Consider the following 22,383-nt stretch of genomic DNA (forward strand, 5'->3'; position numbering starts at 1 on the left):
AATTACAGCAATGGATCTCCTTCGGATCTTGGTCGGACATCACTCGGATGTTCACCGAAAATCAGCGAACAAGATCCAAAGGTCTTCCGAAGAAGTTGAAAAGAAGCAGTAAAAGTAGACCGTATTTACTTAAAGCGTAAAAGAAACAAGGAATCAATTATCTCAATGCGTAAATCAGCAAACAACTAGATCAATACATTATCCTAATCCTATTTCCACAAGTGTGGCACGTGGAACAACCAATAGTTATCCTATAGTAACCAGTAGTTGCTTAACAAGCATATTTAAAAATTGACATTACGTTGCCAATAATTCATTTCAAAATAATTTAATTAATTGTAATTTAGAAAGGCAAACGACACCAATCAAAACTTATAAAATTTATACATATGAAAAGGTTCTCACTTATTTATTATTTATGCCTACCTCTCTTTCTTAGCAGTTATGTTTTAGCACAACCCGTAAAATCTGAAAATCAAACACCCAAAAACAAAAACGTAGTCAGTATTCAAGGATTCAATGTAGATCGACTCCAACGAATAGACCAATTATTTCAAGAGTATATAGACCAACAATGGATAAAAGGTGGAGTTGCCTTAATACTTCATGACGGAAAGCCTGCTTATTATAAAGCATTCGGTGTCGATAAGAGCAATCCATCAACAAAAATGAAAGAAGATGCAATCTTCCGAATTGCCTCACAAACCAAAGCCATTACAAGTATAGGTGTCATGATGTTGTTTGAGGAAGGTAAATTTCTGTTAGACGATCCGATATCCAACTATATTCCAGCATTCAAAAACCCTAAAGTACTTGATCAATTTAATGAGCGCGACAGCAGCTATACTACAAAGCCTGCCAGCAGAGAAATAACAATACGTGATTTATTGACCCATACCTCCGGCATCGACTATGCACAGATCGGAAGTCCTGCCATGAAAGCGATTTATGAAAAAGCTGGAATTGTAGCCGGATTTTCTCCAGAGAAAAAAAAATTAGAAAACATGATCAATACACTAGGTGGGCTACCATTAACTCATAACCCTGGTGAAAAATTTACGTATAGTTTAGGTATCGATGTTTTAGGTCGATTAATCGAGGTATGCTCTGGACAGAATCTGTCTGAATTCCTACATCAACGATTGTTTGTACCACTTCGGATGAAAGACACTTATTTCGACCTGCCGGAAGAAAAACAGGATCGTTTAGTACAAGTATATGCAGACGATGCCGAAAAAGGTCAAATAGTGCCCTGGACGGATAAGTATTCGCCAGGTATAACCATCGATTATCCCATCAATAGAAATGGATTATATGCTGGTGGAGCAGGTTTAGTATCTACGATATACGATTATGCGAATTTTTTGCAAATGATCATTAATCAAGGAGAATTCAATGGACAACAAATTCTAGCGAGAAGAACGGTAGATATCATCGCTCAAAACCAAATCGGAAATTTATCCTTGGGTGTAGATAAATTTGGTTTAGGCTTTCAAATTACCAGCAAGGACGGTCAAGCCAGATTGGGATTAACGGAAGGCACCTTATCTTGGGGTGGCTATTTCGGTACCAATTATTGGGCTGATCCAAAAGAAAAGATTGTTGGCTTAATTTTTATTCAACAAAGTCCCTTTAATCATGGAGAAATACACGATAAATTTAAAGCCTTAGTGTACCAAGCTTTAAAATAGCGATACTAAAAAGCCATACTCCTTAGAGTATGGCTTTTTTAAGCTATGTATAAGGACTAATCCAATTTAAACTCAAACTCTTGATTTGCCTCTTTTTTATACGCTAAATGTTGCGTAGCTGGTGAAATTGCAAATAGCGGAGAAAAGGTTTTCACTTTTACTGTTTTACCATCTGGTAAAAACTCCAAAAACCTTAACCAACCATCGCCACCATTGCCATGCCAACCGCCACCCATGGCTTGTGCATTAAACAACATTTGCGTTACTGTTTTTCCAGCAGCATTTTTATCCTGACGGAAACCTATGTGCTTATTGAAATCATCGGGACCTGCAATATGTCCACACAATACTAAACGGATATTTTTAGCAGGTTTTACTAGTTTTTCAAAAACAGAAGCTCCCCAATTAGGATTTTCTAATTGATATCCCTCTTGAGGTATGTGCTTACTTTGCGCATCTATATAAGTATGTGTTAATAAGATGACCTCATGTTGCGCATATTTAGGTAGATCTACCGTCTTCTTTGCCCAATCTAAAACAATATCACGAGGTGCAAATTCTAAAACCATGACCAACAATTTCTTTTGGGTGGGTGTAATAAATTCATAAACAGCATTCGTAGTTGTTGAATTTCCATTAAGGCTTGGCCCAACCTCGCGAATAGCAGCAGCATTTAATGAATTCTGTTCAGGAGAAAAATAAGTGTTATAGTTAGTCGCTCGGTATTCAGCACTTACATGACCATAGTCGTGATTGCCTGTAGCTAATATATAAGGTACTGTACCATTCAGTCGATGAAATGCAGAACTTATGTTGGTCCATTGTTGTTTGCTATTTTGATCTGCCGCTTTACCATCAGGATTTAAATAATCGTTTTGTTCCACTAAATCGCCTGTACATAATACAAATTGTGTATTTAGAGCGTTGGAATTATCCTTAATCCAAGAAGTCATTAAATTAATAATACCTACATTTCTTTCAAACTTAACATAAGTCTGTGGATCTGGCACTAAAACTAAAGACCAAGAATTTTTATCTGAAAGACTAGGTTTTTCATAAGCTTGCTGCGCAAGGGAAGGTGCAGCAAAAAAAATTAACCCTAAAAGATAGGTCAATAATAGGATAGGTTTTTTATTCATAAATATTTGTTATTGAGATTTAAATCTACTCAAAATTCTAATCCAAACCCAATATTAACCTTGTTTTTGCACAAAAATAACGGGGCTAAAAACGATTTTTTTATTATATTTAGCCGAATCCCAAATATTTACAAATTAATAATCATGCTATTTACAATATTTGTCGCTTTACTCTCTGCACTTATTTTAGTTCCATTTGGAAAGAAGATCAAGTCGAAATGGAGTATGGTTTTACCAATTATTCCCACATGTTTATTTATTTACTATTTAAGCTTTGTTCCTTCAGTTGCCTCAGGATCTGTATTTACCCAAATGATTGCTTGGGTTCCTACCCTAGGGGTAAACTTTGATTTGAAATTAGATGGCTTATCGTTATTATTTATCTTATTAATCACCGGGATAGGGTCTGGGATCTTTTTTTATGCCCGCACCTATTTAAAAGGGCATCCCTATTTCGATCGCTTTTTTGGCTACCTCTTCCTATTCATGATGGCCATGATGGGCTTGGTCTTAGCCGATAATTTATTATTGTTGTTTATCTTTTGGGAATTAACAAGTATTACTTCCTTTTTCTTAATTGGTTTTAATAATGAAAACAAGGATTCTAGAAAGAGTGCCATCACGGCCCTCACCATCACTGGTGCTGGCGGCTTATTTTTATTTGCGGGTCTAATCCTCATTGGGAATATCGCTGGCACCTATCAAATATCAGAATTAATCAATAGTAGGACCGAAATCCTCGCACACGAATTATATCCATTAGTATTAGGTTTGCTCTTTTTAGGAGCATTTACCAAATCAGCGCAATTCCCTTTCCATTTCTGGTTACCAGGAGCAATGAAAGCCCCGACGCCAGTTTCGGCGTATTTACATTCTGCTACCATGGTAAAAGCAGGCATTTATTTATTGGCGCGCTTTTCTCCAATACTTGGAGGAACAGACTACTGGACTTATCCATTAGTCATTGTTGGAGGTTTTACAATGATTTATGCGGCCATCTTATCCTTATTTCGCTTAGATCTTAAATCCATATTAGCCTATAGCACGATTTCGGCTTTAGGAATCTTAGTTTTTCTTTTAGGATTAGGAACTCGCGAGGCAGTGATCGCTGCCAGTGTTTTTATTTTAGTGCATGCCTTATATAAGGCAACACTATTTTTAGTAACTGGTATTATAGATCACGAAACAGGAACCCGCGATATTAGTAAATTATCCGGTTTACAACAGGTATTAAAACCTGTCGCCATTGCCGGATGGCTTGCCGCATTGAGCAGTGCCGGATTAATATTGACCTTTGGGTTTATTGGCAAAGATTTAATCTATGAAGCGACATTACAGTTGCCGAATCAATACAGCACGATTCTTACGGGCTTGGCTGTCGCATGCAATACCTGTTTAGTTGCTGCTGGATTTATGGCAGGCATCAAACCTTTTTCTGGAAAACTTCCCCAAGAATTCAGCAAATTACATCTGCCCTACCCTTCTATGTGGATTGTGCCTTTAGTATTAGCCGTTTTAGGATTGCTCTTCGGCCTATTCCCTACTCAAATAGGCGAATTATTTAGTCTGCAAACTGCGAATAGTATTTTTGCAGGTGAAACACATATGCATTTGAAAATTTGGCATGGTTGGAATACGGTATTGCTTTTAAGTCTTGTCACATTAGGTCTTGGCACAGTGCTTTATGTTTTGAATAAGCCCAGTTCTACCAAGGTATTATACATCGAAAAGTTTAACAACTATTCTTCTCAAAGCCTATTCAATCGCTTTGGGCATCAAATCTTTCGCATATCTGCTTGGTTCACCAACTTGTTCCATAATGGATTTTTACGATCTTACTTAATCAAAATCATCATTTTTGCCGAAGGATTGTTGATCTATAAATTATGGAAAAGTGGCCCCATCTATATCAATTTTGACAAACTTACTCCCCTGACCATCTATGAGGTAGCCGTTGTCGTTATCCTTTTAGGGGCTTTGTTAATTGTAGTTTCAACAACTTCTCGATTAACTGCGGTTGTGTCCATGAGTGTCATCGGCTATTGTATCTGTTTAATGTATGTTTTCTACAGTGCCCCTGATTTAGCGATGACCCAGTTTACCATTGATACTTTAAGTACGGTATTATTTGTATTGGTGCTCTATAATCTTCCTGGATTCTTAAATCTCGCCTCGGCAAGGGAACGCTATCGGGATATGGTAGTCGCTATTGGTTTTGGAGTCATCCTTTCCATCATCGCATTGAAAGTGCTGCATGAACCTATAACTACCGAAACTAGTGATTTTTATGGGGAGAATGCCTACATATTGGCAAAAGGTAAGAATGCCGTGAATTTAATTATCGCGGATTTTAGAGGAATAGACACCATGTTTGAAACGGTTGTACTGGGTATAGCGGCCATAGGTGTTTACAGTTTATTGAAATTAAGATTAAAATCTTCCGAAAAGGAATAAAAATATGCGGAGTATCATTTTACAAACGGCAACGAGGTATCTATTACCAATTTTATTGTTATTCTCGTTTTTCTTATTATTGAGAGGCCATTACTACCCTGGAGGCGGATTTGTGGGGGGACTAGTTGCTTCCATAGCCTTCGTATTGCATAGTTTTGCCAATGGTGCAGAAGCTACGATGAAAATTCTGAGACGAAAACCCCTTTCATTAATTCCCATCGGCTTGGCTATATCCGCATTTAGTGTATTCTTACCTACTTTTTTCGGCTTACCACCTATGACTGGATTATGGCTTGAGGAAAAAATTGCTTTTTTAGGAATGGTGGGTACAGCTTTACTATTTGATATTGGGGTTTATTGTGTGGTGGTTGGGGTTGTATTAACCATATTGTTTACCATATCTCTAACGAAAGACTAAAATGGAATTATTATTAGTAGCCGTTTTAGGGTTGTTGTACGCCGCTGGTGTATACCTCATCTTAAGAAGAAGTATGGTTAAGTTATTATTGGGAATTATGCTCTTGGGTAATGGTACCAATATTCTTATTTTCTTATTGGGAGGCATAACTAAAGGAAAACCACCAATTATTGATGCTAACCACAATGTGTTTCAAGATATTTATGCAGACCCCATACCACAAGCGTTGATTTTGACAGCTATTGTCATCAGCTTTGCATTAACCGCTTTTGCCATTGTATTATTAAAACGCGTATATGCGCTTGTAGATTCAGATGATTTGGACGATTTAAACACACCGGAGGAGGAAGATTTATGATTGACAACCACATATTAGCTCCGGTTTTTATACATTTATTTACAGCAATTATTCAATTAATTGCTTGGCGAAAAACAGTGACTCAACGTTTTTTGAGCGTTGGAGGTTCTTTTATAGGCTTACTCATTGCTATCCGCTTATTTAGCACAGTTTACCAGGACGGCACTCTATTTCTAAACGCTTCCAATTGGGAAGCTCCATTTGGGATTGTCTTTGTTGCTGATTTGCTCAGTGCCACCATGGTCATGCTTACGTCTATTGCTGGCTTTGCCGTATCTATCTTCTCTACGGCGAGTTTAAGTCGGCAGCGGATGTTGTATGGCTACTTCCCCATATTCCATTTCTTATTAATGGGTTTAAATGGGTCTTTTCTTACAGGCGATATCTTTAATTTATACGTTTGGTTTGAAGTTATCATCATCTCTTCTTTTGTATTAATGACCCTCGGGGGCAGAAAAGCACAATTGGAAGGTGCTGTAAAATATATGGCTATGAATATTTTAGCCTCTACATTTTTCTTAACCGGGATCGGAATTTTATACGGTATTACCGGAACGCTAAATATGGCAGATTTGGCATTAAAAATTAAAGCTTTTGACAATAAGGCTTTAGTAGGTATTACCTCCGTATTTTTTCTATTAGGTTTTGGAATTAAATCGGCAGTATTTCCGCTGTATTATTGGTTGCCTTCCTCCTACCATACGCCTCCTTCTGCCGTGGCGGCAACATTCGGAGGTTTATTGACCAAAGTAGGAATATATGCGATGCTTCGCGTATTCAGCTTGATCTTTATTCCCGACGAGTTTACCCGAAACTTATTGATGGTCTTAGCTGTTCTCACCATTCTAACGGGATTATTCGGCGCATTAATTAAAAGTAATATTCGAAGACTTTTCTCTTATTTAATAGTTTGCCATATTGGATTTATGCTTGGTGGTATTTCCATGTTTACCAAAATTGCCCTAATGGGTACGGTATTTTACCTCATCCATGATATCATCGTAAAAACAAACATGTTTTTAATAGCAGGTTATATTAGGCAAGTGCGAGGAACTATGGACATGCATCGTGTGGGTGGTTTGTATAAGGAGTATCCATTGATCTCCTTAATAATCGCCTTGGTTTTATTTTCTCTTGTCGGGGTACCTCCATTATCGGGCTTCTGGCCGAAAATTTATTTAATTCAGGAGGCTTTTGTCGGTCATCATTTTATCTTTATTACTGCAATCATTTTAGGTAGTTTAGGAACGATGTATGTGATTGCAAAAATGTGGGTGCAAGTTTTCTGGAAGGATGTGCCGGAAGGTATTGAATTGGAAGATAAATATAAAAACCTACCCCTGTTTAGAAAACTGTTACTCATCATACCTATATGCATACTGGCTTTTGTAACTTTATATATCGGAATTCAAGCAGAAAGTATTGTAAAGGTCGTGGATCGAATATCAAATGAATTGTTGGATACTAGCCCCTATATCCGTACGGTATTGGGTGATAAAGCTAACCTACTATGATTAAGTATTTTTTAATGAATCTATTGCTTTCCTTTATTTGGGTGGCACTACAAGGTTCCTTGTTGTATTCTAATTTCATATTTGGTTATTTGTTAGGCTTCGCTGTATTGTGGATCATGAATCGTAATGAGGTGGATCAACGCTATTTTTACCGGGTTCCCAAAATTATCAGCTTTTTCTTTTTCTTTTTGTACGAACTTATCCGCGCCAATATTCAAGTAGCATACGATGTGATTACGCCAAAGTATTTCTTTAAACCTGGCATCGTACGGTATCCAGTTAATGCGCAAACAGATTTTGAAATCAATGTGTTATCTACTTTTATTTCCCTTACTCCAGGCACGTTAATTCTGGATATTTCGGATGATAAAAAAGCCATATACATCCATGTGATGTACTTGAAAGATGAAGAGCAATTTATTCGATCGTTGAAAACTGGCGTGGAACGAAAATTATTAGAATTAATACGATGAGTTTAGAAGCATATTTCGATTTCGTAATTCTTCCAATATTAACAATATCCGTTTTATTGGTGTTTATACGACTGTTTAAAGGCCCCTCAGTGGTGGACCGAGTAATTGCTCTGGATTTAATAATCACCATAGGAATTGGAATTATTACGGTATACAGTATTCGACAAGAACAAGAAGTGCTATTGGATGTGGCGATCATATTGGCGCTAATAGCTTTTTTAGGGACTATTGCCTTTTCTTATTACATAGAAAAACAAGAAGATGATTGATATTATTTTAGCAATTTTAAGCACAATTGGTGCATTGTCTATCCTTTTTGCATCCATCGGCGTATTGCGAATGCCCGATTTTTATTTACGATTGTCCGTTACAGTCAAGGCGTCTACTTTAGGTGTTGGCCTATTGCTCATTTGTGCAGCGATTATGTTCCCCGATGATGTTTCTGTTACCACCAAGTCTATCGCCATTATATTTTTCTTATTTCTAACTGCGCCCATTGCCGCCCATATGATCGGAAAGGCTGCATATTTTACAGGAACACCTCTTTGGAAAGGAACAATTGTCGATGAATTGAAAGGAATGTATAATAAAGAAACCCACTGCCTAGAAAGTGACCCGAAAAAAGCGCATGAAGATCCTGAAGCAGAATGCAAACAATTAAAGGATCAAGCGACGGATTAAATCAACATAGCAATTCATAAAAATAGCGCGCAATTATTAAAATTTGCGCGCTATTTTTATGAGTTATTTATGGGAGTTTTAACAACTTTTTTTGAGTAAATATCGTGTCAATAGACCCTTTATTGGGTATAAAACCATTGATCATATGTATATCAGAACCTGTTTTATAATTTATCAGAAATACCGTGTCTTTTGGATTCATGATTTTATAATCTACAACTTGATTATTAACATCTGTATATTGGAACATCGAAGTAACTAATATATTCGCATTATCCGGAAAAAAAATCAAACGTAAATCTGACGAACCCACTGCAGTAAATTTAGATTTTACATTCAACGTGGAAAGACTAGATTTATACCGATCACCATATATTTTAAACAGAATATTCTGCTTTATTGAAGACTCTCCTTTTTTATTCAAGGTATAAATAGAAAATCGATAGCTAGTTTCTTTCAATTTATCTACATATAAGCTATCCTTTAACCCAGACTTCTCATTCGGAATGTCGAAAATGATGGTATCAGTAACACCAGCTAAAACAATTTTTGCAGCTGAATTATTTGGAGGTATAATATAATTTAATTTGAAACGGTAATACCCATTTGAAGGAACAATATTTTGTAATTTTCCAGGATAGTTTCTATCGCTGTTAGCTAATAAATCTTTATAAAATTCATCAGGTTTACTACATGAAATGAACCATAGGTTCATCATGGATAGTAGGAAATATAGGTTTAATTTAGTCTTCATATATTCCAAAAAAAGTTAATTCGTCAATTAAAAAATCTGTCCAACCTTCCCACACCGATTTTATTGCAAATCGATAATACTGGTATGGAGGTGGAACTTCATCAAAAATAAAATCCTCACCGTTAATTGATGCATAAGCCGTCAATTCTGCCGATTATAAGTTTGCTGGTTTAGTAGAAACGAATTCCTGAATTAGAGTCCAATCCTCTAAACTCTCTTTATTACTCGGTGAGTTACTGCCGTATAAAGCGAAAGTTTTAGGTGTAGAATATCGGAAAGTGTAATTGCTGGAGGGGCCATTGTAATGGAATAATTTAACCCTTGAAAGTTTAGCCTTTTTACCAATATTAATAGAAAAATGAGCTTCCTTTTTATTAACTTCATTCAACACATCTGTTTTCGAATAAAATCCAGATGACAAACCGCTTTCTCCTATTAAATCATCCCATAATTTAACCATTGGATAATTATGGTTATACTTCAATTCATCCCCTTGGTTTGGGATAATAAATTCACGAAAAAGAGCTTTATCCAGTTGTATTTCTTTCCAAGGTGTTCCAGTCATGACCAAACTATCGGAAATATTTCCCCAACGATCTGTTACATAAATATAGAAGGTGTCTTCTACCGGTGGAAATCCTAAAAAATACTCCGATCCTTTTTCTGTTTTTATTTGTTTTCGAATTTTGGTAATAATCTTATTTTCATCTCTTTTGATGGATGCTATATTAATAGATAATGGATCAGATTCCGGATTGGAAAAGTTGACTTTAATACCTGAGAATGTAAAAATGGATTTTAAAGAATTCTTAACAGCTTTGAATGAAGGTGTTAATACTTCAACTTCAAATATGGTTTGATCACCTTCAACCTCCCCTTTACTTACTGGAGTAACAGTAATGGAATGCTTGCCTTCAGAATCAAAACCTTCTAATAGTATATTATCCTCATATTTGCTCAGCTTAACTGACCTGATGACCTCCTTCCTAATTTGAAAATCTATTCTGGTATATAAATACTCATCAGGTTGAGCAGTATTGATAATCACCTTCACCTTTCCGGGTAGTGCTTCCGAAGTTATCTTATCTATTTTATTTGGCTGTACACCTTTTTTAGCTTGAAACTTAGGTTCTTTTGACCAAGCCATTGCGAACAACAAAATAAAGGTCCAACGCAAACAGCTGTATATATAATAACATGTAATTTTCATATGAGTCTTTTTTACCAACCTGGATTTTGAATTAAGTTTTTATTTGTAAACATGGCATCATCATCTATAGGCCATAGGTAATCTCTGAGGGTGAATTGTCTTATATAAGATGACTTTACACGGTAATAATAATCTGCATTTTCTTGGGAGGTATCCCAATGCAAAAGTGGCTTACTCAACTCCACATCAGCAATTTTCCAACGGATAAAATCCCAGAATTTTTGACCTTCTAAGTTTAATTCAATTCTTCTTTCTTTTCTTATAATTTCACGTAAACCCTGTTGAGTACTGGGCTTGGTTGGAAAAATGGAAAATTGAGCCCAGCTTTCTACTACCGATTTTAAACCTGCTCGCTCCCGAATCGGATCAAGATATTTGAACACTTCAGGACTAGGACCTGAGAGTTCATTTAATGCTTCAGCATATAGCAAATAAAGATCGGTTAATCTAATAATCGGAAAAGGAAATTCCACCGGTGTGGTAGTACCATTAAATCGAATTTCGTATTTAAATGGAACTAATTTCTTGGCATAATAGCCTGTCAAATTAAAATAGTATGGATTGTTGGAAAACATAGCTTGTCCTTTTTTCGCCATGACGAGAAAAGGAGCTTTTTCATCGTAAACACCCTGACCATACCAGGTTCCTCCATCAAAACCTAAATTGGCATAGAATCTTATTTCTCGATCTATATTCAACTTGGAGGTTTTATAATTGGGGATCAAAAATACGGTTGGATTTGTTGAGGTAGTTGTGACGGCAAAACGATTGGAAAAATCCCAATGTAAATCTTCCTCTATAGGCACTCCATTATTGGTATAAAATTCTTCTGCTGTATTTATACTTACTGAAAAATTGCCATAACTAAATGCATTAGGATAAAATCTAGGAACGTAATTAGAAAATTGCATTCCATGATTGACACTCTGAATATTAGCCCATAATATTTCCGGATTAAATCTTTCTGTCAAAGCACCGCGTATATTCAAATGTATTTTCGTCTCTTTGGAGACTAATTGAGCAAGTGGTGGAAGATCGTTCAATTGATATTTAAATAGTTTTACATCATGTGTATTGGCTAACTCAATCGCTTCCTTACAAGCGTCTACGGCTAATTTCCACTTATTTGGATCATACTGCTGATTAAAAAAATTTTCCGCATATTCATTCTTAAAATGAACATAATCTGTATTTCCATTATAAAAAGGGCTCGCAGCATAAACTAATAACTTAGCTTTAAATGCTAAAGCAGCTAGTTTTGTGATTCTACCGAATGTACTTAAATCGGTATTTACATCATTCAAATATGTTGCAGCTTCGTCTACAGAATTCACCATAAATGAAATGCAATCATCGACCTTCATCCTTTTTACTTTCAATAATTCAGATTTCTCTCCTAGCGCCAAGTTTTTATCAATGATAGGTATAGGTCCAACTTGCAAGAATAGCACATAATGGTAATAAGCTCTCAATACAATGACCTCAGCCTTCCAACTGTTTTTTTCAGCCTCTTTCATATCTGGAACAGCCATAATATTGTCAATGAAAATATTGCAATGCCTGATGCCTTCCCAGACATTTTTTGCTGTCCACTTGGATCCGAAAGGACTAGCAGTTCGTTGATTTCCTAGAGCAATCTGTGTTACATTAAAAGAAGCTTCAAAATTGGAGTGAGTCGCTTCTAAACTGTTGTAAAAGGTAGGATCAACGTTGTTCGCCCAACTTCCTTGATCTATAGGAGCTCCATCTGTACTTGGTAAATAGGAATAACAGGTAGCCAAAAAACGCTCTGCTGTGTTTCTTAGATTAAAAGCCATCTCTAAATCAGGAACATTGTCTGGGACGATATCTAAGAATTTGGAACACGACAGACTAGCACTTATAAAGATGCTTATCATACAAAAAGCAATTTTTCTCATGATTTAGAAATTTAAATTAAGTCCAAAGTTGGTTACTTGTTGAATAGGATAATTAAGACCATTCCCCTTTTGTTCCACATCCCAATCTTTAAATTGACTCCAAATAAAAAGATTGGTTCCTGTAGCATATAATCTTAAATTGGTTATTTTGTATTTGCTGAGCCATTTTGATGGTAGAGACAGCCCTAGTTCCAATTGCTTTAATCGTAAAAAGTCTCCATTCCTTAACCACCAAGAACTGGGTGCCGCATTGTTTTCGATAGGATTTTCCGAGAACCTTGGTGCTAAGGCATATAAATCTTGGTTGTGCTCTGACCAATGATTGTCTGCAAACATGGTTAACAATTGATTATTTCCTACTCCTCCGTCTAACTTAACTTTAGTAAATGGATGTACTCCACCTGTGGTATAATTGATCATAAAAGAATTTCTAGCGGATCCTTGAAAGAACAGTGAAAAGTCAATGAACTTATAGGATGCAGAAAAGCCAAATCCGTAAATAACTTCCGGAACCATAGGATAGCCCATAGGTACCTGATCTTTATGGTTTATAACTCCATCATTATTAATATCAAAGTATTTAATATCTCCAGCCTTCAATGCTCCGCCTATGAGCTGCCTTGGAGAATTGGCAACCTGCTCATCCGAAACAAATAAATGATCTGCTACGTATCCCCAAATTGTATTAATAGGTTTCCCTGAGTATAATAAATAATCCAAACCATAATCAATTTGTTCGTATTTCAAATACTTGGATCTGGAATAGGTTAAATTACCCATCAACCTCATGGTAAAATGATTTCTGAATCTTAGGTTCCAAGTCAAGTTCCCGTCGATTCCTCGATTAGAGGCTTCACCAATACTTGCGTATTGTGTAACAGCTCCTAAACCCATGGTATTCGGAATATCTGCTCTTGATTGCAGAATATTTGAACGATGTTCACTAAAATATTCACCTGTAAATTCCAATTGATTTAAAATGGAAAAGTCAAGAGCAAAATTGGTTTTTCTGGAAGTTTCCCAAGTAATATCAAAATTGGCATATCGATTTATAGCTATTGTCGCAATTCTATTATTCAAATTAGAACCAAAGCCTACTGTTTTAGATTGGTTGAATAGATTGACATCCGAGAGGTAAAAAAATCGCTCATCAGATGCTCCAACCTGATCATTTCCAATGAAACCATAAGTATATCTGAATCGTAAATTGTTAAAGAAATCTTTGAAAGGGAAGAATTTTTCATTAGATAAAGACCAGGCGGCTCCAATAGAAGGGAAAAATCCAAAACGGTTTTTCGATGCAAAACGCTCTGTACCATTGTAACCAAAATTAAATTCTACTAAATAACGTTTATCATATCCATAGCCAAATTTACCTGCGTATCCAATATTTCGTAAAGGTAACGAAGCTTGAAGGGCTCTATCTTGTGAACCTCCTAAAGTGGTAATTTGATGCCTAATATTATTATAGAGGTTGGCTGTAATTTGATGTTTATCCGCAAAAACACGATCATAAAAGATGGTCGCTTCAGCATATATAGAGTTGCGAACATCCTTTTCCCCAGGCACAAAGTTCAAGAATTCTGATCCTGTAGTTTCATTCAACAATTTAAGGGAAGGTAAGCCTGATAGGTCATTGACTCCAGTGGAAGTATAATAATAAGGTTTGGTAGAACGACTCACAGACATAGTCGAGTAGCGATTGGTGTTGATCATTCCCCTAAATCGCAAGCCCGGAATAAATTGATCTAATTTTTGATTTAACTCCAATTGAGCGTACATCGTCGAAGTGGAGTTTTCTCGGTAACCCTTTGAAATTTCAGCATAAGGGTTTAGATAATTAGTATCGTCTTCAAAGTTTCCAAACATGGTATGTTTGACGTATTCAAATCCTTTTACATTATCATAAAAGGCAGGAAAAAGAATAGGATTGGCTTTTGTCGCATAGCTATAAGCGGTATTGCCAGTAGGTATAGGTCCTGTATATTCATCGAAAGTTCCACCTAAACGAACCACCAATTCTGTGCTGTTGGTGAGATTGATATTTATATTACTTTTTAATTGATAAGTATCAAAACGGATATTCGAGTTGTAATTGTTTGTTCCTACTGTTTTGAACAAGCCATTATCTTTGTTAAATGTTCCGGATACAAAATAGGATGTTAAGCTGTTCCCTCCATTGATATTAATATTGTTACGATTAGTTAAGGCTTGTTTCTTCAAAATCATATCCATCCAATTTGTCATAGGATAAATTATAGGATCAGTACGATCCTCGGTATTTCTAATTTTGTCCTCGGAATACAATGGGGCAACTTGAGGATTTCTGGTTAGTATGGCTTCATTGTGGTACCGCATAAAGGTGATTGGATCTGCCACATCAACTATTTTTGTAGGTCTTGAAATGGACGTTTCTGAAGTAATAGAAAGCTTAGCTCTACCAATTTTACCAGATTTTGTAGAAACTAAGATAACTCCATTTGCACCCCTAGCTCCATAAACTGCCGTAGAAGTAGCATCTTTCAACACGGAAAAACTTTCAATATCTTGAGGTTGTAATCTAGCCAAATCATTCGTGGTGACCTCCATGTTATCAATCAAGATTAATGGATCTACCTTTCCTGTTCCAAATGAACTTACCCCTCGAATAAAAAAAGATGCATTGTCATAACCTGGCTCTCCCGAAGTTTGATAGGCAATCATTCCCGCCACTCGACCTGCCAAGGCGGTAGTTAAGTTAGTGGATGGTACTTTTAAATCTTTGATGTTTACTGTGGTTACAGAGCCGATTAAGTCTGTTTTTTTTACCTTTGTATTGAAAGCCGTAATCACTACACCTTCAATTAATTCATCTTTAAGTTTTAGATATATTTCCAGATAATTGTTCTCATTCAAATCCAAGGATAGATTTTCATAACCTACCATAGCAACTTGAATGGAATTAAATTGAACTGGGATTTTGATGCTGAATTCCCCTTTAGCATCTGTAGAAGTAGCCAAGTTTGTCTTTGGCACACTGATGGTCGCACTAATAAGAAGTGAAGAGTCGGTTTTGGATAATACTTTTCCCTTTACAATACGATCCTGTGCGATGGAATAATGCAAAGAGAAAAAACCAGTCATTAGGAATAATAACTTGATTAAGCGCATACTTAAATAATAATTTAGAGTTAATAAAAAATAAATTAGCTAAACAATTACTACAACGAAGTAATAATTATTGCTAATTTAATGTTTACAAACTAAAAATTAATTAGTAATTATAACTTTTAAATAATTTTAAATACTTATTTTATTAATAATTAATTAAAATAAAATTATTAACCGAAGACAAAATAGTGTTAAAACGATAAAGTACCAGAGTCTAAAACTAAAAAATTAGGCACACAGGTTTAAACACTGAAAATCTTTTTCCAGAATCTTTTAGTAGCCCACTTTTTGTATCCCTATGGAACACAACGATTTCATTACTGTTTTGATTTCCAACCAGAATAAATTTTTCATCGGGTGAAAAATTAAAATTCCGAGGTCCGTTACCCAATACGGAAACCACTTGATCACGTTGTAACTCTCCATTTTTCAGCACTTTAAATAAAGTAATGGTATTTGCTTCGCCACGGTTAGTTGCATACACCTGTTTGCCATTAGTAGTTATTTTAACATCTGCTGCGCCATTGTTCCCAGTAAATGAAGGACCATTCATGCTGATGACTTGCTGTTCTTTCCAAGATCCATTTTCCTGTTTATACATCACTAAATCTCCGGTTAATTCCATCAATGCATAAAGCCACTTTCCATTGGGATGAAAAGTAAGATGTCTAGGTCCAGCACCTTTAGGTGTCTGAATAATTTCCTTTTCAACAAATTTAAAAGCATGGCCATTTTCAACAATTTCCAGCACATGGATTTTATCTGTACCTAAATCAGAAACATAAACACGCTGATCTGGCCCTTGAAAAGCCGAATGCACATGAGAGGCTTCTTGCCTAGCTTTATTTACACTTGAACCTTTGAAGTGAACGCTATCATCCAAACTTTTAATTGATCCGTCCTCATTAAGAGCGTATAAATCCAAGGCACCTCCTAAATAATTAGAGACTACCGCATACTTTTGATTTTTCTCCTCAATAATAACATGACATGGTGCTTGTCCTGTCGTCGGTAAACTATTCAATAACTTAAATCCATTTTCCGTAATCCGAAAGGATGTTAGGGCTTGTTTTCCATTTACTAATTCATTCACTGCTAAAATCAGCTTTCCTTTCCTCGCAAGGAAAGAAGGATTTAAAGTTTCAACAACATTTTTGTATTTAATATCAGCAGTCTTCGAATCAAATTCGAGTTCATAAATTCCTTTACTTTCCTGAGCTGCCGTATACGTTCCTACATATAAAGGAATCTTTTGAGAATAAACCTTGGATATACCCATGGTAGCGAATAATAAGAAGAATAAAATAGCTCTTGTTTTCATCTGTTAAATATGGTTAAAAGGACTTTATATTGATTGCGAATCGGTATTTTAGCAAACTCTTTATGAAGCAATGGTAGATTAATTCAATATTTAATTCATAAAAGTATAAAAAAGGCATAATATTTAATAATTTTGCTGATATTGAATAGTTAAGAGCGAATCGAAAAGAATGAAACAAGTTTCAAGCATAATACTTTTTTACTTATTAATTAGTGCGTTTACTGCTACGGCACAGACTAAACTAATTGACCGTGTAGTAGCTACTGTTGGTAGTGGCGTAATTCTACAATCTGACATTGAAGCACAATACGCTCAATACCTCATCAATGGAGGAACTCCAAATGATCAATTCAAATGCATGGCGTTACAGCAATTGATTATGACAAAATTATTGGCTCAACAAGCAGTAATTGACTCTGTGGAGGTTACCGAATCGGAAGTTGATGACGATTTAAATGCAAAGATGCGGGGAATGATTCAACGTGGAGGTGGACAAGAACGTGTAGAGAATTTCTTGAAAAAATCTATTTTGCAATATAAAGAAGAAATGCGTCCAATTGTTGCCGAACAAATGAAAGCACAGAAATTGCAAAGTACCATTATCCAAAAAGTGACTATTACTCCTCAGGAAGTAAAAAAATATTTTGAGACATTAAATCAAGATACATTACCATATTTCAATACCGAAGTAGAAATCGGCGAAATAGTCATTAACCCAGAATTGACGAAAGAAGAAAAAAATGTTTTCCGCGAAAAAGCTGAAATGTATCGTAAGCAAGTGGTAGACGGGACAGATTTCCGTACCGTTGCAACGTTCTATTCGGATGACAAAGGTTCTGCAGTAAATGGAGGGGAATATGATTTTGCACCTCGTGAGAACTATGTAAAAGAGTTTTCAGCGATGGCTTTCAAATTAAAACCAGGAGAGCTTTCTCCCGTGTTTGAAACAGAATATGGTTTTCACTTTTTACAAGTCCTAGAACGTAGAGGAGAAGAAGTGAAAGTAAGACACGTATTGGTAGAAATTAAACCTACTGTAGCAAGTTTAGAGCGTACCAAGGCTAAAATAGATTCTATATACGAAAGAGTAAATAAAGGTCAAATATCCTTTAGTGCTGCAGCATCTTACTATTCCGATAATAAAGAAACCAAATTTAATGGTGGTATGGTGTACAATCCGCAATCACAATCACGTTCTACGATTATTCCAGTAGAAATGTTAGATAAAGAATTGTTTGTTGCTATCGACCCACTTAAAGAAGGAGAGTTCTCTAAACCATTTCAATTTCAAGATCAACGGACTGGGAAAATTGCTTATAAATTCAATTACCTGAAAAGAAGAATCCCTCCGCATGAAGCTAGTTTAGAACAAGATTTTTCAAAAATTCAAGAGGCCGCACAAGAGGATAAAACAAGAAGGTTGATGAGTGAGTGGTTTGAAAAGAAAACTAAAAACACCTTCGTACATATCAATGAAGATTTCAATGCGTGTGAAGAATTAAAAATATGGAGTGCACCGCAAGATATTGCTGCTAAATAATAAGTATTCTTAATACGCTAAGTATAGCAACAAAAAAGGGCAGTAATCATTATGAATTACTGCCCTTTTTTTTATGAATATCTTTTATTTTTCAAACATCATTTCTAGAATTACCTTCCAATTAAAATCATCTTTTAATTGCCAAACTCTAATATAACTGAATTTTAATACTTTTTCCTTAGTTCCTACAGTAGCTGTACCTAAGGTATAGGCGAATTCTCCACTATATGCACGACCTACTTCTGTTGGGTCTGTATCAATTTCAATGCGTTCCTTTTTCAAAAACTCCAACACATTGTCTTTTCCTACAATTTCATCTTTCCAAGGAAAATAATACCGTGCATCTTCCGCTAGAAATTCAGAGTATCCGGTTTTAGTATCCGCTTTTAAGATATTTGAAAATAATTCATCCGTTTGAAAAACCACTTCTTCACGCTGCTCTAGTCTTTTAACAGATCGATGTTTTAAAAACGGTTTATTATCTGGTTCATAATACTCTAATCCAGTACTTTTCTTTTTGCCATGATTTTCTACCTCAGCTCGCAAATGAATCTTCCAATTTCCTTTCTTATCCCTTCTCCAAACAGTCAAATACTGGCCGTTTCTTTTTACAGCCCCCACCTTTTGAAATTGCAAAGGACCAGAGGTAACTCCCCAGTCTAAACTTCGAGAAACTAATACAAGGTTCGGTTCCCAATTTAAAACATCTGGGAGATTGGGTCTATTATCGAGGTAATTTATAGCATTCACAGGAGAAGGAACATAAAATATACTTTCCTTATCCAGCATATATTTCAATCCCGATCTGGGATTTTCAGATTTAGATAGATTAGCTGCAGTTTTATCTACATTAAGTAGTCCGCCTACCTTTTCTGGTAATTGACCAAAACATGCAATAGATAAACAGGTAGTAGTTACAAAAACTAAGCTTTTTTTATAGATCATTCTTTAAATTTTACCTACCTAATCAAATCTTATTCCAAAGTGTACCATCTTTACTATCCTTCAGTAAAATACCTACAGCATTCAATTGTTCTCGGATACGATCGGATGTTACAAAATCTTTGTTTTTCTTAGCGTCATTGCGCATTTGAATGATTATTTGCATTAAATCATCCATATTATCTGAATCTGCTAATTGATCGTCTTTAAGCCCTAAAATATCGTATACAAAAGATTGAATAAATGATTTTAGGTCAGATAAATCAGATGCTGTAATAGTCAGTTTATTATCAAATAGGGAATTAATGATTCTTACCACTTCAAACAACTCCGCAATTAATACAGGGCTATTGAAGTCGTCATTCATTGCTTGATAGCATCTATCTTTAATTTCGGATAAATTTCCGAAACTAGAACTTTCCGAAACTTGAATCTTTTCCAATAGACCAATAGCAGTCATCAATCTTTTGAATCCTTTCTCTGCAGCATCTAACGCCTCATTTGAAAAATCCAATGTACTCCTGTAATGCGCCTGAAGCATAAAAAATCGAACAGCCATAGGTGAATATCCTCTTTGCAATAGCGGATGGTTTCCAGTGAAAAGCTCCCCTGGTAAAAATCCATTACCTGCAGACTTGGACATTCTTGATCCATTAACGGTCAACATATTGGTATGCATCCAATATTTTGCTGGTGTGCTGTGATTACAAGCTTCAGATTGCGCAATTTCATTAGTATGGTGTGTAGCGGCAAGATCCATTCCTCCACCATGAATATCAAATTGGTCACCTAAATATTTCTTACTCATAGCAGAACATTCGATGTGCCATCCTGGAAAACCAATTCCCCAAGGAGATGGCCAACGCATAATGTGTTCAGGTTTAGCCTTTATCCATAAAGCAAAATCCAACCGACCGCGCTTCTCATCTTGTCCACCAAGTTCTCTGGTATTAGTTAACAAATCTTCTAAATTCCGATTGGTTAAAATGGTATAGTTATATTCTTTGACGTACTTTTCAACATCAAAATATACGGTGCCATTTACCTCGTAAGCATAGCCATTCTTAATGATCGCTTGCACCATTTCGATTTGTTCCGAAATATGTCCTGTTGCCGTAGGCTCTATACTTGGAGGCAAAGTGTTAAACAATCTTAAGACATCGTGAAAACCAATGGTATACTTCTGTACAATTTCCATAGGCTCCAATTGTTCAAGTTTGGCCTTTTTTGCAAATTTATCGTCACCTTCATCATTATCTCCTTCAAGATGACCAGCATCTGTAATATTTCGCACATACCTCACTTTAAAACCTAAGTGAATCAGGTATCGAAAGATTAAATCAAAAGATACAAATGTTCTACAATTTCCCAAATGAACATCACTATAAACGGTGGGTCCACAAACATACATCCCAACTAAATTGGGATGAATAGGTTCAAATTTTTCTTTTTTACGAGTGAGGGTATTGTAAACTATTAAATTATGCTCCATACGTGGTGTTGAAACGATTATTTTTGTCTAAAGTATATTTGGATTGGCACGCCTTTAAAATCGAAGTGTTCACGAAGTTTGTTTTCGACAAAGCGTTTATAAGGATCTTTAATATATTGAGGCAAATTACAGAAGAAAGCAAACATTGGTGATCTTCCTGGCAATTGCGTCACATATTTAATTTTAATGAATTTCCCTTTGTTTGCTGGAGGTGGATATTTCTCAATAATATCTAGCATTACATCATTTAATTTTGATGTAGGGATTTTCTTAGTCTTATTTTGATAGACTTCCATTGCCGTTTCAACAGTTTTAAAAATACGCTGTTTCTCGGTCACGGAAGTAAAGATGATAGGAACATCAGAAAAAGGAGCAATTTTACTTCTGATACTTTCTTCAAATAATTTTGCAGTTTTATGGTCTTTCTCTACGGTGTCCCATTTATTCACCAAAATCATGATCCCTTTTTTATTCTTTTCTGCTAAATGGAAAATATTTATATCCTGAGCCTCTATTCCATCCTTTGCATCCAACATTAAAATAACGACATCAGAATCTTCCAATGCTTTAATGGTACGCATAACCGAATAGAACTCAATATCTTCATTTACCTTAGATTTTCTGCGAAGTCCAGCAGTATCTACCAGTAAAAACTCATGACCAAATTGATTATAATGAATATGAATAGAATCTCGGGTTGTTCCAGCAATAGGAGTTACGATATTTCTTTCCTTACCTAAAAGTGCATTGGTTAACGAAGATTTCCCAACATTTGGGCGACCAACGATGGTAAATTTTGGCAGTTCACTATCATCCTCTTCTTCGATTTCAAAATGCTCCACTACATCATCCAATAATTCGCCTGTTCCAGAACCTGTCATCGAAGAAATGTTATAAATCTCTCCCAATCCAAATCCATAAAACTCAGCTGAATCATGATGTTGCTTTGCACTATCTACTTTATTTGCAACGACGAACACAGGTTTGCTTGACTTACGAAGCACATGCGCGATTTCATCATCTAAATCAGTAATACCGGTAGTTACATCTACAACGAATAACACTACTGAAGCCTCTTCAATTGCAATTAATACTTGTTCACGAATTGCTGATTCGAAAACATCATCTGATCCTTGTACAAAACCGCCAGTATCGATAACGGTAAATTTCTTTCCTATCCATTCCGCTTGACCGTAATGTCTATCACGGGTTACTCCACTAAAATCATCTACGATTGCCTTACGACTTTCCGTTAATCGGTTATATAATGTAGATTTTCCTACATTGGGTCTACCAACAATTGCGATTATATTTGCCATATTATTAA

General features: G+C 35.7%; 17 protein-coding genes and 1 pseudogene. 9 read left to right on the top strand and 9 right to left on the bottom strand.

Annotated elements, in window-relative coordinates:
• Positions 1-389: 389 nt before the first annotated feature.
• On the top strand, positions 390-1,691 hold the full coding sequence (locus ACFRAE_RS13270) for a serine hydrolase domain-containing protein (RefSeq protein ID WP_422797651.1): 1,302 nt from the start codon (positions 390-392) through the stop codon (positions 1,689-1,691).
• Between the two features lie 56 nt (positions 1,692-1,747).
• Here ACFRAE_RS13270 and ACFRAE_RS13275 read toward each other — a convergent pair whose 3' ends face one another.
• Positions 1,748-2,830 (bottom strand): metallophosphoesterase, encoded by a 1,083-nt coding sequence (locus tag ACFRAE_RS13275; RefSeq protein WP_422797652.1) that lies wholly within the window; start codon positions 2,828-2,830, stop codon positions 1,748-1,750.
• 144 nt (positions 2,831-2,974) lie between these two features.
• Between ACFRAE_RS13275 and mbhE the strand changes: the two genes are divergently transcribed.
• Genes mbhE through mnhG form a run of 7 tightly spaced genes read left to right on the top strand, consistent with a single transcriptional unit; the run spans position 2,975 to position 8,728 of the window.
• Positions 2,975-5,284 carry a hydrogen gas-evolving membrane-bound hydrogenase subunit E gene (gene mbhE, locus ACFRAE_RS13280; RefSeq protein ID WP_422797653.1) on the top strand — a complete coding sequence of 770 codons (2,310 nt, stop codon included), beginning with the start codon at positions 2,975-2,977 and terminating at the stop codon, positions 5,282-5,284.
• Positions 5,285-5,288: 4 nt separating this feature from the next.
• Positions 5,289-5,702: a Na+/H+ antiporter subunit B gene (locus ACFRAE_RS13285; protein ID WP_422797654.1), complete on the top strand. Its 414-nt coding sequence runs from the start codon at positions 5,289-5,291 to the stop codon at positions 5,700-5,702.
• A 1-nt stretch (position 5,703) separates the two neighbouring features.
• Positions 5,704-6,060: a Na+/H+ antiporter subunit C gene (locus ACFRAE_RS13290; protein ID WP_422797655.1), complete on the top strand. Its 357-nt coding sequence runs from the start codon at positions 5,704-5,706 to the stop codon at positions 6,058-6,060.
• Positions 6,057-7,574: a proton-conducting transporter membrane subunit gene (locus ACFRAE_RS13295; protein WP_422797656.1), complete on the top strand. Its 1,518-nt coding sequence runs from the start codon at positions 6,057-6,059 to the stop codon at positions 7,572-7,574. The genes ACFRAE_RS13290 and ACFRAE_RS13295 overlap by 4 nt, the downstream gene beginning before the upstream one ends.
• Positions 7,571-8,047, top strand: coding sequence for a Na+/H+ antiporter subunit E (locus ACFRAE_RS13300; RefSeq protein WP_422797657.1), 477 nt, complete (start codon positions 7,571-7,573; stop codon positions 8,045-8,047). Before ACFRAE_RS13295 ends, ACFRAE_RS13300 begins: the two co-directional genes overlap by 4 nt.
• A complete protein-coding gene (locus ACFRAE_RS13305) occupies positions 8,044-8,316 on the top strand; it encodes a monovalent cation/H+ antiporter complex subunit F (RefSeq protein ID WP_422797658.1) in 273 nt (90 codons plus the stop codon). Before ACFRAE_RS13300 ends, ACFRAE_RS13305 begins: the two co-directional genes overlap by 4 nt.
• Before the next feature lie 34 nt (positions 8,317-8,350).
• Entirely contained in the window at positions 8,351-8,728 is a 378-nt protein-coding gene (mnhG, locus tag ACFRAE_RS13310) for a monovalent cation/H(+) antiporter subunit G (protein ID WP_422797659.1), read from the top strand.
• 67 nt (positions 8,729-8,795) lie between these two features.
• Here mnhG and ACFRAE_RS13315 read toward each other — a convergent pair whose 3' ends face one another.
• The 5 genes and pseudogenes from ACFRAE_RS13315 to ACFRAE_RS13335 all read right to left on the bottom strand — a co-directional run bounded on the left by ACFRAE_RS13315 (position 8,796) and on the right by ACFRAE_RS13335 (position 17,082).
• The gene (locus ACFRAE_RS13315) at positions 8,796-9,482 is read right to left on the bottom strand and encodes a DUF4998 domain-containing protein (protein ID WP_422797660.1); all 687 of its coding nucleotides are present in this window, start codon (positions 9,480-9,482) and stop codon (positions 8,796-8,798) included.
• Positions 9,472-10,692: pseudogene (locus ACFRAE_RS13320) on the bottom strand (DUF5000 domain-containing lipoprotein). The gene ACFRAE_RS13315 and the pseudogene ACFRAE_RS13320 overlap by 11 nt, the downstream one beginning before the upstream one ends.
• A gap of 11 nt (positions 10,693-10,703) precedes the next feature.
• Entirely contained in the window at positions 10,704-12,590 is a 1,887-nt protein-coding gene (locus tag ACFRAE_RS13325; protein WP_422797661.1) for a RagB/SusD family nutrient uptake outer membrane protein, read from the bottom strand.
• A gap of 24 nt (positions 12,591-12,614) precedes the next feature.
• Positions 12,615-15,761, bottom strand: coding sequence for a SusC/RagA family TonB-linked outer membrane protein (locus ACFRAE_RS13330; protein WP_422797662.1), 3,147 nt, complete (start codon positions 15,759-15,761; stop codon positions 12,615-12,617).
• Between the two features lie 220 nt (positions 15,762-15,981).
• Positions 15,982-17,082, bottom strand: a complete 1,101-nt coding sequence (locus tag ACFRAE_RS13335) for a lactonase family protein (protein WP_422797663.1) — start codon at positions 17,080-17,082, stop codon at positions 15,982-15,984.
• 169 nt (positions 17,083-17,251) lie between these two features.
• Here ACFRAE_RS13335 and ACFRAE_RS13340 point away from each other — a divergent pair, with 169 nt between their 5' ends.
• A complete protein-coding gene (locus ACFRAE_RS13340) occupies positions 17,252-18,622 on the top strand; it encodes a peptidylprolyl isomerase (protein ID WP_422797664.1) in 1,371 nt (456 codons plus the stop codon).
• An 84-nt stretch (positions 18,623-18,706) separates the two neighbouring features.
• Here the strand turns inward: ACFRAE_RS13340 and ACFRAE_RS13345 are convergent, their stop codons facing one another.
• From ACFRAE_RS13345 to der, 3 genes are read right to left on the bottom strand one after another with little or no spacing between them, the layout of a single operon-like run.
• Positions 18,707-19,567, bottom strand: a complete 861-nt coding sequence (locus ACFRAE_RS13345) for a YybH family protein (RefSeq protein ID WP_422797665.1) — start codon at positions 19,565-19,567, stop codon at positions 18,707-18,709.
• Between the two features lie 22 nt (positions 19,568-19,589).
• Entirely contained in the window at positions 19,590-21,056 is a 1,467-nt protein-coding gene (cysS, locus tag ACFRAE_RS13350) for a cysteine--tRNA ligase (RefSeq protein ID WP_422797666.1), read from the bottom strand.
• A 17-nt stretch (positions 21,057-21,073) separates the two neighbouring features.
• Positions 21,074-22,375, bottom strand: a complete 1,302-nt coding sequence (gene der / locus ACFRAE_RS13355; RefSeq protein ID WP_422797667.1) for a ribosome biogenesis GTPase Der — start codon at positions 22,373-22,375, stop codon at positions 21,074-21,076.
• Positions 22,376-22,383: the final 8 nt, after the last annotated feature.

It is taken from the genome of Sphingobacterium sp. HJSM2_6 (assembly GCF_049316305.1).
Lineage (GTDB): Bacteria > Bacteroidota > Bacteroidia > Sphingobacteriales > Sphingobacteriaceae > Sphingobacterium.

What these genes read in the sequence shown, in the direction of transcription:
- ACFRAE_RS13270 (WP_422797651.1), top strand. Translation starts at nt 390, where the DNA reads ATGAAAAGGTTCTCACTTATTTATTATTTATGCCTACCTCTCTTTCTT.
- ACFRAE_RS13275 (WP_422797652.1), bottom strand. Translation starts at nt 2,830, where the DNA reads ATGAATAAAAAACCTATCCTATTATTGACCTATCTTTTAGGGTTAATT.
- mbhE (WP_422797653.1), top strand. Translation starts at nt 2,975, where the DNA reads ATGCTATTTACAATATTTGTCGCTTTACTCTCTGCACTTATTTTAGTT.
- ACFRAE_RS13285 (WP_422797654.1), top strand. Translation starts at nt 5,289, where the DNA reads ATGCGGAGTATCATTTTACAAACGGCAACGAGGTATCTATTACCAATT.
- ACFRAE_RS13290 (WP_422797655.1), top strand. Translation starts at nt 5,704, where the DNA reads ATGGAATTATTATTAGTAGCCGTTTTAGGGTTGTTGTACGCCGCTGGT.
- ACFRAE_RS13295 (WP_422797656.1), top strand. Translation starts at nt 6,057, where the DNA reads ATGATTGACAACCACATATTAGCTCCGGTTTTTATACATTTATTTACA.
- ACFRAE_RS13300 (WP_422797657.1), top strand. Translation starts at nt 7,571, where the DNA reads ATGATTAAGTATTTTTTAATGAATCTATTGCTTTCCTTTATTTGGGTG.
- ACFRAE_RS13305 (WP_422797658.1), top strand. Translation starts at nt 8,044, where the DNA reads ATGAGTTTAGAAGCATATTTCGATTTCGTAATTCTTCCAATATTAACA.
- ACFRAE_RS13315 (WP_422797660.1), bottom strand. Translation starts at nt 9,482, where the DNA reads ATGAAGACTAAATTAAACCTATATTTCCTACTATCCATGATGAACCTA.
- ACFRAE_RS13325 (WP_422797661.1), bottom strand. Translation starts at nt 12,590, where the DNA reads ATGATAAGCATCTTTATAAGTGCTAGTCTGTCGTGTTCCAAATTCTTA.
- ACFRAE_RS13330 (WP_422797662.1), bottom strand. Translation starts at nt 15,761, where the DNA reads ATGCGCTTAATCAAGTTATTATTCCTAATGACTGGTTTTTTCTCTTTG.
- ACFRAE_RS13335 (WP_422797663.1), bottom strand. Translation starts at nt 17,082, where the DNA reads ATGAAAACAAGAGCTATTTTATTCTTCTTATTATTCGCTACCATGGGT.
- ACFRAE_RS13340 (WP_422797664.1), top strand. Translation starts at nt 17,252, where the DNA reads ATGAAACAAGTTTCAAGCATAATACTTTTTTACTTATTAATTAGTGCG.
- ACFRAE_RS13345 (WP_422797665.1), bottom strand. Translation starts at nt 19,567, where the DNA reads ATGATCTATAAAAAAAGCTTAGTTTTTGTAACTACTACCTGTTTATCT.
- cysS (WP_422797666.1), bottom strand. Translation starts at nt 21,056, where the DNA reads ATGGAGCATAATTTAATAGTTTACAATACCCTCACTCGTAAAAAAGAA.
- der (WP_422797667.1), bottom strand. Translation starts at nt 22,375, where the DNA reads ATGGCAAATATAATCGCAATTGTTGGTAGACCCAATGTAGGAAAATCT.